Origin of the sequence: Phenylobacterium sp. (assembly GCF_036402295.1) — a bacterium.
GTDB lineage: Bacteria > Pseudomonadota > Alphaproteobacteria > Caulobacterales > Caulobacteraceae > Phenylobacterium.
The window spans coordinates 1-11,620 of the sequence record NZ_DASWTE010000030.1 but is presented as its reverse complement, the minus strand read 5'-3'; the positions used below and the strand labels follow the sequence as shown (position 1 = coordinate 11,620).

At 69.3% G+C, this 11,620-nt stretch carries 8 protein-coding genes; 6 read left to right on the top strand and 2 right to left on the bottom strand.

The window, feature by feature from the left end:
• The coding region (locus VGD44_RS01770; RefSeq protein ID WP_331083248.1) for a ShlB/FhaC/HecB family hemolysin secretion/activation protein at nucleotides 1-1,733 on the top strand (1,733 nt) is incomplete at its 5' end.
• Here the strand turns inward: VGD44_RS01770 and VGD44_RS01765 are convergent.
• Nucleotides 1,730-2,641, bottom strand: a complete 912-nt coding sequence (locus tag VGD44_RS01765; RefSeq protein WP_331083246.1) for an SMP-30/gluconolactonase/LRE family protein — start codon at nucleotides 2,639-2,641, stop codon at nucleotides 1,730-1,732. The two genes, VGD44_RS01770 and VGD44_RS01765, sit on opposite strands and share 4 nt — an antisense overlap.
• A 67-nt stretch (nucleotides 2,642-2,708) precedes the next feature.
• On the opposite strand from VGD44_RS01765, the gene VGD44_RS01760 reads away from it, so the two are divergent.
• From VGD44_RS01760 to recA, 4 genes are all read left to right on the top strand, one after another.
• A complete protein-coding gene (locus VGD44_RS01760; RefSeq protein ID WP_331083244.1) occupies nucleotides 2,709-4,442 on the top strand; it encodes a class I adenylate-forming enzyme family protein in 1,734 nt (577 codons plus the stop codon).
• A gap of 76 nt (nucleotides 4,443-4,518) precedes the next feature.
• Nucleotides 4,519-5,229, top strand: coding sequence for a TetR/AcrR family transcriptional regulator (locus VGD44_RS01755; RefSeq protein ID WP_331083242.1), 711 nt, complete (start codon nucleotides 4,519-4,521; stop codon nucleotides 5,227-5,229).
• A 179-nt stretch (nucleotides 5,230-5,408) separates the two neighbouring features.
• Nucleotides 5,409-7,892, top strand: coding sequence for a TonB-dependent receptor (locus tag VGD44_RS01750; RefSeq protein ID WP_331083240.1), 2,484 nt, complete (start codon nucleotides 5,409-5,411; stop codon nucleotides 7,890-7,892).
• Nucleotides 7,893-8,127: 235 nt separating this feature from the next.
• A complete protein-coding gene (gene recA / locus VGD44_RS01745) occupies nucleotides 8,128-9,207 on the top strand; it encodes a recombinase RecA (protein ID WP_331083238.1) in 1,080 nt (359 codons plus the stop codon).
• Nucleotides 9,208-9,551: 344 nt separating this feature from the next.
• On the opposite strand, the gene VGD44_RS01740 is transcribed toward recA, so the two are convergent.
• A complete protein-coding gene (locus tag VGD44_RS01740; protein ID WP_331083236.1) occupies nucleotides 9,552-10,925 on the bottom strand; it encodes a serine hydrolase in 1,374 nt (457 codons plus the stop codon).
• Nucleotides 10,926-11,109: 184 nt separating this feature from the next.
• On the opposite strand from VGD44_RS01740, the gene VGD44_RS01735 reads away from it, so the two are divergent.
• Nucleotides 11,110-11,620 (top strand): hypothetical protein (locus VGD44_RS01735; protein ID WP_331083234.1); only part of this gene is annotated, 511 nt, incomplete at its 3' end.

The window sequence follows — 11,620 nt, the reverse complement described above, 5'->3', positions numbered from 1 at the left end:
CCTACGCTCAGCCGGCGCCGGCCCTGGTCCCGCCGCCGCCCGCCGCTCGCCCGTCCGCAGCGGCGCCCGCCGGCGCGCCCGTCACCGACGTCCGCATCACCGTCTCCGGCCCGCACCGTCCCGCCGTCCCGCCCGAGGGCTGGCGCCCGCCCAGCGAGCAGGGCGCGGCGCTGATGCTCGAGCACCAGGCCGGCCAGCCGCTCGACGAAGCCTGGGTCCGCGCCCAGTTCACCCGTCATGGCGTGCGCGGGGCCGGCGTCGGCCGCGCGCTCGCGGTCGTCCAGCTGGTCAACCGCGCCTTCCTGAGCGCCGGCTTCATCAACTCCGGCGTCGTGGTCCGCGCCTCGCCCGCGCCCGGCGTCCTGGCGCTCGAGATCGTCTACGGCGGCCTCGCGTCCCCCGCCGCCGACGTGCCGCCGGTCGTCGTCGAGTGGGTCGGCGGCAAGGCGAAGGGCCTCGACGCGGCCTATGTCATCGACCGCATGCCGTCGGCTCGCCGGCGGCCGCTGAGCGCCGTCGAGCTGGAGCGCGACTTTCGCCTGCTGGCCGAGGACCCGGGGATCCGCACGATCAACGCCGACCTGCGTCCCGGCGCGCGCGCCGGCGAGGCCAGCCTGGGCCTCGCTGTCCTGCCGCAGGACCGTTTCGACCTCTACGTCACCGTCGCCAACAACCGCTCGCCCTCGGTCGGCGGCGAACGCCTGGCCGTGGGCGGACAGGTGCGCAACCTGGTGGGTCCCGGCGATCGCCTCAGCCTGGAGGGCGGCCTCACCGATGGCGTCGAGGACGCCACCGTGGCCTACGCTTTCCCGTTCGTCTCGCCCCGGACCACCGTCTCGGTCCGCGGCAGCTACAACGACGCCGCCGTCATCGACGAACAGCTCGCGCCGCTCGACATCCGCGCCAGGGACCGCGCCTTCGAGGCCGGCTTCACCCGCAAGCTGGTCGACGTCCCGCTGCTCCCCTCGGCCGAGCCCGGCCGCTGGACCCCGGCGCGGACGCTCAGCGCTGGCATGCTGTTCGCCTGGCGCCGGTCCACCGCCTACCTGCTGGGCGAGCGCTTCTCCTTCGCCCCCGGCGCCGTCGATGGCCGCACCGAGTACCGCGCCGTCCGCTTCGTCGGCGACTACGTGGTGCGCAACGTCGACCAGGTCTTCGCCGTCTCGGTCACCGGCACCCGCGGCCTGGACGGCACGAAGTCGGACGTGCCGGGCCTGCCCGTGCCCGAGATGGACTTCCATGCGGTCCTCGCCCAGGTGAACTACGCCCGGCGCCTCACCGGCGACGGCCTGGAGCTGCGCGCCCGCGCCTACGGTCAGTGGGCCGACAGCGTCCTCTATTCCGGCGAGCGCTTCTCGGCCGGCGGCGAGACCACCGTTCGCGGCTATCGCGAGAACCTGCTCCTCGCCGACAAGGGGATCGTGGGCTCGGTCGAGCTCGCGCGGCCCTTCCGCCTCGGCGGCCGCCAGGGCGCGGCGCGGACCTTCGATTGGGGCGCCTTCACCGCCTCGGCCTTCGTCGACAGCGCCTACATGGAAAACCACAAGCCGCCGCAGCCGACCCACCGCATCTACAGCGTCGGCGCCTCGCTGGCCTGGACTCCGGCCGAGATGCTGAGCGCGCGGGTGACCTATGCCGAAGACCTCAAGGCGGTCGAGCACGCCGGCGAGCGCGACCTGCAGGACCGCGGCTTCTCGTTCCGCGTGACCGTACGGCCGCTGAAGTTCCGCTAGGCGTTGAAGGCCAGCTTCAGCCCCGGCCGCGGCCAGCGGCATTTCAGGAGCTTCCCCGTCGCCGAGGCGGTGATCCAGGCGGTCTGCATGTCGGGCCCGCCGAAGCAGATGTTGGTGATCAGCGGGTCGGGGAAGGCCGTGTGCTCGACGCCGCCCGCCGGGTCGAAGGCGGTGATGCCGCCGTTGACGAGCGTGGCGCAGCAGACCTTGCCCGAGGCCTCCAGCGCGAGGCTGTCCAGCAGCTGGTAACCGGGCAGGGGGCCCAGCACGGCGCCGGGGGTCCAGAGATTGGCCGGCTGGTCGATCTCGCCCGGTCGCACGATCGGGAAGCCCCAGACACGGCTGGTGTGGGTCTCGGCGACCCAGACGGTCTTCTGATCGGGGGACAGGCCGACGCCATTCGGCGTGACCATCCCCTCGCGCACGCGGCGGATCATCGAGCCGTCGGGCCGGGCGTAGAGCAGGTGGCCCATGTGCATGCGGTCGCCGTCGGACTTGCCGAGGTCGCTGAACCAGAAGCCGCCAGCGGAGTCGAAGACGATGTCGTTGGGGCCGCGCAGCGGGCGGCCGTCGCAGGCGTCATAGAGCGTCGTCGCCGCGCCGGTCCTCAGATCCACACGCTGGATGGAGCCTGAGACGTAGTCGGCGGCCGTGCCGTGCGGGGTGATCATGCCCTCGGCCTCGATCCACTCGAACCCGCCGTTGTTGCAGACGTAGACCGCGCCGTCGGGCCCCACGGCTGCGCCGTTCGGCCCGCCGCCCAGCTCTGCGATCACTTCGATCGTCCCGTCCGGCTTCACGCGGCTGAGCGTCTGGCGCCTGATCTCCACCAGCACCACCGACCCGTCCGCCATGGCGATCGGGCCTTCCGGGAAGGCCAGGCCTTCGGCGACGATTTCGAAGTCCATGGCGCCCTCCGTCATTTTCAGAACATGTTATAGCAATGTGAGCAGCATCAAGCGGAGGACGCAAGAGATGGGCGAGTGGCCGGCCGTCAGCATCGCGGAGACCTACGAGATTCTCACCACGCCCGGCATGCCGTTCGAGATGGAGGAGAAGCTCGTCCGCGGCCGTCGCGTGCGCGTCTACAAGAACGCCCGCAACTCCCTGCGCGAGATCTTCGACCTGGGCCGCTCATGGGGCGCCCGCGAGTTCATCGTCTACGAGGGCGAGCGCCAGACCTATGAGGCCCACTTTAAGGCTGCCGGCCGCCTCGGGCGCATCCTCGCCGAGCGCTACGGCGTGAACAAGGGCGACCGCATCGTGCTCGCCATGCGCAACCTGCCCGAATGGTCGCTGGCGTTCTGGGCGGGCCAGTCCATCGGCGCGGTGGTCGCGCCGCTGAACGCCTGGGGCCTGGGTCCGGACCTCGTGTACGGCATCCAGGACTCCGGGGCGAAGGTCGCCATTGTCGACGGCGAACGGCTGGAGCGTCTGGCGCCCCACATCGGCGAGGTGTCGCTGGCCGGCCTGATCGCCGTGCGCGCGCCGCAGGGCCCCGTCGCCGGCGCGGTGATGCTGGAGGAGCTGGTCGGCTCGCCCGCCGACTACGCGAAGCTCCCCGACGACCCGCCGCCCGACCCCGGCCTCGACCCGGACGACGACGCGACCATTCTTTACACCTCGGGCACGACCGGGAAGCCGAAGGGCGCGCTCGGCACCCACCGCAACGTGCTCACCAACCTGGTCAGCCTGGGCTTCAGCGGCGCCCGCGCCCTGATCCGTCGCGGCGACCCGCTGCCGGCGCCCGATCCCGATGCGTCGCAGCGGACCAGCCTGTTACCGGTGCCGCTCTTCCACGTGACCGGGACCAACTCGATGCTCGTCCCGACCGTCGCCAGCGGCGGCCGACTGGTGCTGATGCACAAGTGGAACCCCGAGCGGTTCCTGGAACTGATCGAGACCGAGCGGGTGAACAGTACGACCGGCGTGCCGGCCATGGTCTGGCAGGCGCTGGAGAGCCCCGATTTCCACCGCCGCGATCTCTCCAGCCTGGAGTCCTACGGCTACGGCGGCGCGGCCGTCGCGCCCGAGCTCACCTTGCGGTTCGCCGAGCTCTTCCCGCACATCCCGCCAGGCCAGGGCTATGGCGCAACCGAGACCTCGTCGGTCTCCACCAGCAACAGCGCCGAGGACTATCTGAACCGCCCCGACAGCGTGGGCGTGCCCGTGCCGTGCTGCGACGTGAAGATCGTGGACCCCGACGGCCGGGAGGTCGCCACCGGCGACGTCGGCGAGATCTGGATCCGCGGCCCGAACGTGGTGATGGGCTACTGGGGCAAGCCCGAGGCCACCGCCGCCGCCTTCACCGACGGCTGGTATCACACGGGCGACGTGGGCCGCCGCGACGCGGAGGGGTTCGTCTACGTCCTCGACCGCGTGAAAGACATGCTGATCCGGGGCGGCGAGAACATCTACTGCGTCGAGATCGAGGACGTGCTGGTGGCCCACCCCGCGGTGATCGACGCCGCCGTCATCGGCCTGCCGCATCGGGTCTGGGGCGAGGAGGTGGGGGCGGTCGTCCAGCTGAAGCCCGGCATGGACGTCAGCGAGGCCGAGCTCAAGGCCCACGCCGCGCGGCTGCTCTCGCCGTACAAGGTGCCGGTGCGAATCGACGTGCGCGCCGAGGAATTCCCCCGCAACGCCAGCGGAAAGACGCTGAAGCCGCAGTTGCGCGAGGAAATGCTGGCGCGATCGGCGCCGGATTGAGTGTGCGACAGTGCGCGCACCTATGCCCCCAGAGCGTGACGATGGTATAGCGGCCCCTCGTGTAGGGGGACGCCGTTTGAGCGAGCGGTCCGGGCTCAGCCAGGATCTTGAAGCTGAGCTGGAGGCTCCGCAAAGCCGCCGGGAAGCCGGCAAGGCGGAGCGTCGCCGACGCATCATCCACGCCGCGCGCGACCTGATCCGCGAGACGGGGAACGCGGGCCTGTCGATGCGGGCGCTGGCCGCCCGCGCCGGCGTCAGCCTGGCGACGCCCTACAACCTGTTCGGCTCGAAGCGCGCGATCCTGCTCTCGGTGCTGGACGACATCCGCGAATTCTTCGACCGCTTCTCGGCGCTGCGCACCAGCGAGCCCCTGGAGCGGCTGTTCGGCGCGCTCGACATCTGCGTGGAGATGTACGTCGCCGACCCGGCGTTCAACCGCACCATATGGGCGGCGCTGTTCGACCCCTCGGACGAGTTCCGCTCGCAGGTCTTCAACTCCAAGCGCGCGGCGTTCTGGATGGGGCTCGTCAAGGACGTGGCCGACGCCGGCGTCCTGGACGCCGATATCGACGTCGAGCTCTTGTTCCGCGCCCTCGACCGCACCTTTGGCGCCACCATGCTCGACTGGGTGACCGGCGAGCTCAGCGACGCCCAGCTCGAGCCGGCGATGCGCTACGGTTACGCCCTCATCCTTCGCGGGGCCGCCGTGCCCGACTGGCGCGGCCCGCTCGAGGCGCGCATCCGCGACAGCCAGGCCCGCATCCGCGAAGCCGCCCACACCGCCTGACATCGCCGTCCGAACGAACGGTCAGCCGCGCAACCGCCGCTTGCGCGCGACTAGCCGCAGTCACGCCTATGTCACATATCGACATACCAGCGATACATTGAACGCGTTATAATTATACGCTAGCTTCCGCCCACCCCAGAGAAGGGCGCACTCAAGCGCATCGGGGGGAGGGAACCCTTATGATCCGGCAATCGATGGCGCTTTATGGCGTCTCGGCCGCGGCCCTGATGCTTGCCGCGAACCCCGCCAATGCCCAGGTCGCCCAAGCTCCAGCGGCTCAGGCAGCCGACAGCGCCGCCGCGCGTGGACGCGACGCTCAGGCCTCCACCACCGTCCAGGAGCTCATCGTCACCGCCCAGAAGCGGGAGGAGAGCATCAACGACGTGCCCATGTCGGTGTCGGCCGCTTCGGGCGAGACCCTCAACGAACTGGGGATCACCGACACGAGCCAGCTCGTGAAGATCGTGCCGGGTTTCAACTACACGCCCTCGTACTACGGCACCCCGGTCTACTCGATCCGCGGCGTGGGCTTCCTCGACACCTCGCTGGCGGCCAGCCCGACCGTCAGCGTCTATGTCGATGAGGCGCCGCTGCCGTACTCGATCATGACCCAGGGCGCCTCGCTCGACCTCGAGCGGGTCGAGGTGCTCAAAGGACCGCAAGGCACGCTGTTCGGCATGAACGCCACGGGCGGCGCCATCAACTACGTCGCCGGCAAGCCCACCGAGACCTTCCGGGCCGGGCTGGACGCCAGCTACGGCCGGTTCAACACCGTGGACCTACAGGGCTTCGTCTCGGGCCCGATCACGCCCGCGCTCTCGGGTCGCCTGGCGCTGCGCCTGATCCGCAGCGGCGACTGGCAGCGCAGCTACACCCGCAACGACAGCGTCGGCGAGCAGGACTTCCTCAACGGCCGCGCCTCGCTGCTCTGGCGGCCCACCGACCGGTTCCGCGCCCTCCTGACGCTCAGCGCCTGGCAGGACCGCGGCGAGACCCAGATGGGTCAGCTGTTCGGCTTCGCGCCGCTGAACCCGGTGAACGGCGTCGACCCGCGGATCCTGGCCTACCCGTTCGCGCCCCACAACGCGCGCGCGGCCGACTGGGGCGAGTGCGTGAACACCTCGCCGCTCGATCCGCCGTTCGACCAGACCCAGCCGCCGTTCGGCTACAACCCGCCGCGGCCACTGAACTCGACGGTCTGCACCGGCTTCCAGAAGGACAACACCTTCTATTCCGGCAACCTGCGGATCGACTACGACCTCACCGAGGACATCACCCTGACCACCCTGGTGGGCCATGCGCGGTTCGACCGCTACCAGCCGATCGAGGGCGACGGGATCATCTATCAGGACTACGAGTCGCTGCAGCGCGGCCACATCGCCTCGACCTTCGTGGAGGCGCGCCTGAGCGGGACCTTCGGCGGCCGTGGCAACTGGATCGTCGGCGGCAACTACCAGCACGACGACACCTGGGACAATTTCCTGCAGACCTACGGCGGCTCCTCGGCCGTGCCGGTGTTCGGCCTACGGCTGGGTCCCACCCGGCCGGTGAACGACCAGACCACCAAGACCGCCGCCGTGTTCGGCAACGCCGAGTTCCCGATCACCGACCAGCTCAGCGTCCAGGCGGGCATCCGCTACACCGACAGCCGCAAGGACTTCTACGGCTGCGGCACCGACGGCGGCGACGGCACCTGGTCGCTGATCAGCCAGCAGATCCAGAACTTCCTGGCCTTCGTGAACGGCCTGCCGCCGGCCGGCGTCGACGTGGGCCCGACGGGCTGCGCCACCACCGGCCCGCCGCCGACCTTCAACCCCGCCGCCTTCACCGACGAGCTCGATGAGGACAACATCTCGTGGCGCGCCGGGGTGAACTTCCGCCCCAACGAGGCGACCCTGCTCTACGCCAACGTCAGCCAGGGCTATAAGTCGGGCAGCTTCCCGACCGTCGCCACCTCGGCGTTCAGCCAGCTGGCGCCGGCGACGCAGGAGAAGCTCATCGCCTACGAGGTGGGCTTCAAGGCCGGCCTCGCCGACGGGACGCTGCAGCTCAACGGCGCGGCCTTCTACTACGACTACAAGGACAAGCAGATCCTGGGCGCCCTGAACGACCCGATCTTCGGCGCCCTGCCGGCGCTGGTGAACGTGCCCAACTCCAACGTGAAGGGCTTCGAGCTGCAGCTCGCCTGGCAGCCCGTCGAAGGCCTCAACATCCGCGGGGGCCTCAGTCACTCCGATAGCAAGATCGAGGGGACCTATTTCAACTTCGACGCCTTCGCCCAGCTGGCCGATTTCGGGGGCGAACCGTTCCCCGCCGCGCCCAAGTGGCACGCCGACGCCGACGTCGAGTACGCCTGGCCCATCGCCGAAGGCATGAACGCCTTCGCCGGCGCCAACGTGACCTACCAGAGCTTCACGCGCTCGTTCTTCTACAACCGGTCGCCGACGTCCATTCAGCCGCCCAGCGTGCTGAACCTGCCCGAGCGGGCCCTGCTCGACCTCCGCGCGGGCGTCGACGCCGACGCCTGGCGCGTACAGGCCTGGGTCCGCAACGCCACGAACAAGTACTACTGGGTCAACGCCGTCCACGTGAACGACGTCCTCCTCCGCTACGCCGGCATGCCGCGCACCTACGGGGTCACGTTCACCTACCGGTTCGAATAGGGCGGTCGGCGCGCCGGATCGGGAGCTCCGAGCCGGCGCGCTGAAAAACCACGGCTCCCGACGTCGCCCAGGCGGTATGCGATCGATATCAGCCTACGTCAGAATCGGACGTATATCGTTCCGGGAACGTCTTGCGAACATAGAACAAACGAGATACCCCTTAACTCATCCCAAGCGGGGCTGCGGTTGGCCCATCCGGTTGGCGGAATCGTGGGATAGAAGAGGGCGCTAAGGCATGTCGCAGTCGGCGTTGAGGCTCGTGGGCAAAGAAGATTCGGAAAAGCAGCGCGCCCTCGAGGCGGCGCTGACACAGATCGACCGGGCGTTCGGCAAGGGCTCGGTCATGCGCCTTGGCGAAAAGGGCAAGGTCGAGAGGGAGTCCTACTCCACCGGCTCGCTCGGGCTCGACCTGGCGCTGGGCATCGGCGGCCTGCCCAAGGGACGGATCGTCGAGGTCTACGGCCCGGAAAGCTCGGGCAAGACCACGCTCGCGTTGCACGTCGTCGCCGAGGTGCAGAAGGCGGGCGGGACCGCGGCCTTCGTCGACGCCGAGCATGCGCTCGACCCCGGCTACGCGCACAAGCTGGGCGTGAACCTGGACGAGCTCTTGATCGCCCAGCCCGACACCGGCGAACAGGCGCTTGAGATCACCGACACCCTGGTGCGCTCGAATGCGGTGGACATCATCGTGATCGACTCGGTCGCCGCCCTGACGCCGCGGGCCGAGATCGAGGGCGAGATGGGCGACAGCCTGCCCGGCCTGCAGGCCCGCCTGATGAGCCAGGCGCTGCGCAAGCTGACCGCCTCGATCTCCAAGGCCAAGACCCTGGTGATCTTCATCAACCAGATCCGCATGAAGATCGGGGTGATGTACGGCAGCCCCGAGACCACCACCGGCGGCAACGCGCTGAAGTTCTACGCCTCGGTGCGCCTCGACATCCGCCGCACCGGCTCGGTGAAGCAGCGCGACGAGATCATCGGCAACAACGTCCGCGTGAAGGTGGTGAAGAACAAGGTGGCCCCGCCGTTCCGCGAGGTCGAGTTCGACATCATGTACGGCGAGGGCATCTCCAAGCTGGGCGAGATCATCGACCTGGGCGTGAAGGCCGGTGTCATCGAGAAGTCCGGCTCGTGGTTTTCCTGGAACAGCCAGCGCATCGGCCAGGGCCGCGACAACGTGCGCGAGTTCCTGAAGCAGAACCCCGACATCGCCGACCAGATCGAGAAGCAGGTGCGCGGCGCCAAGGAGACCGTCGAGGAACAGCTCCTCGTCGGTCCCGCCGAGGACGCCGACGACGAGGACGGCTCGCTCTAAGGGCGCCACTGTCCTGAGGGCCTGGGGGGCCTGGCCGCCGCCAACCCCGGCCCCGCCCGACCCTTGGAACCGGACGCCTGGGCCGAACGGCCCGGGCGTCCTTTCATTTTTCGGCGACCTTCGGTCGCGGACGACAACGAAATCCTCAGAACGGGTGGCCGCTTCGCCGAACGAAGTTGCGATTCATGACATGCAGGGCGGGCGCGAGCCGAGCCCCCGTGGCCCGTCGAACGCCTGGAGGGGCCGGTAAGTGACCCGACAATCCCCCGGCCCCTCCAGTTTCTTCGCAGGTACCGACGGCTCCGACAACGGCTCGCGCCCGAGCCCATTGCCGAGGCTACGGCCTACCTGACCCTCTTGGCCACACGGTCCTGCCCGTCCTGGCGCAGGGTGAAGTGGGTTACGGCTCCGCTGCGATCCTTCGCGAAGGTGACAACGATATCCGCGACGTTGGCGAAAAACGCCGTCCCCGACTGCGGGAGGAGTTCGAAGCGCGATTGGCCGGTCGCCTGCGCGAAGAGGCGGTCGCCGTCGCGGGTGATAACGACGAAGAAGTCGGGCTCGAGTTCGTAGCGGCCGGCGTAGGCGTCAAAGAGCCTTGGGTCGATCGGAACGGCGGTGCGTCTGACGCGCGGCGGGGGGGCGAGGTCGGGTTCGTAGACGCCGACGATCTGGTTGCCGAGCGCGCCGGGCTCGGCGCGGGCGAGGTTGGCCAGAACGATGACCGTCAGCTTCCGCTCGGGATAGCGGACGATGTCGCTGGTGAAGCCCTGCCAGGCTCCGCCGTGGCGGACGAAGCGGGCGCCTTTGCGCTGGCCCAGGAACCAGGCGAAGCCGTAGTCCGAGACAAGCGCGCCGTTCCTGAGCCTGGCCGGCGACCACATCTGGTCGAGGGAGGCGCGCTTGAGGATACGCTCGGTGTAGAGCGCGGCGTCCCACTTCGCCATATCGAGGACGGTGAGGTAGAGCGATCCGTCGGCCGTCGTGTTGAGCCGGGGGGCCACCCATTGCTGGTTCTCGAGCTTGCCGTCCACGAGCCGGTAGCCATCGGCGCGGTTCTGGACGATATCGGCCTCGCTGATGACGCGGGCGGTGGTCATCCCGAGGGGCGCGAAAATCTTCTCGGAGAGGAGATCGCCGTAGAATTTGCCGCTCGCCCTGCCGATCAGGATGCCGAGGGTTACGTATCCGGGATTGCTGTAGCGCCACTTCTCCCCGGGCTCGAAGTCGAGCGGGAGCTTCACGATCTCCGCGATCAGCTGGTCCTCGGTGTAGTCGCGGCGCAAGTCGATAGCCTTGTCGTACTCCGCGCCGGAGATGCCGGAGGTCTGCGTCAGGAGATGCCGGACGGTCATGGCCTTCCAGGTCGGCGGCGCCTCCGGGATGTACTTGGAGACGCGGTCGTCCAGGGCGATCTTCTCCTCCTCGACCAGCATCATCGCCAGCGCGGCCGTAAATTGCTTTCCGACCGAGCCTGACTGGAAGATGGTTTCGGGCGCCGCAGGGACGTTGAGCTCGACGTTGGCCAGGCCGTAGCCTTTCGCATGAACGATCTTGCCGTCGCGAACGACCGCGATCGCAATGCCCGGGATCTTGCGGTCGGCCATCTGGGCCTGAACGAACGCGTCAACCTTGCCGGCTTGCGCCCACGCCGGAGCAGCGACGAGGCAGCTCAGGCCAAGCAGCATGGCGGCGAACAGGTCGCAGCATTGGCGCATGAAATTCCCCCTCTTTCGACTGAGCGTAGCAAGTTTCGACGCCGCCCTGCATCCAACGTCGCCCCGACCGCTCTTCGCGCGAGCCCGCCCTCCGTCGGCCATTTCTTCGACTACACCCGGCTCCCCTACGTCCGCTTCTGACGTACCCCCGTGTTCCACTCCCCGCATGACCGATGCGGCCCCCATGCTCTCGCGCGACGAGGCGATGCTGGCGCGGTTGGCCGAGCTCGATCTCGCCGCCGCGGAGAAGGCGCATGCCAAGCTGATGGCCGCCGAGGAGGCCTCCGAGATCGCCGAGCTCGGCCGCACCTACCAGCGCATGGCCCGCTCGCTGCGCCAGACGCTGGCCCTGAAGGCCAAGCTCGCCCGCGAGCGCGAGGCCGCTGCCCCCAAGGCCGCGCCGAAGGCCAGGCCGGAATGGCCGGACGAGCTCCTGCAGCCCCTGACGCCCAAGGCGCGCGGCCACGTCGAACGGGTGCACGCCGCCGTCATGCCCTTCATCGAGCGCGAGAAGTCCGACTGGTGGGAGCTCGACGAAGCGGCCGCCTACGAGATCCTCATTGAACTGGCCCACGACCCCGCCTTCGCCGACACCCCGGTCGACGACCTCGTGGCCGCCGTCCTCGACGCCATGGACCTGCCCGCACCGGACGCGCCACCGTCCGAGCCCACTAGCCCGGCGCCGCCCGTCCAGG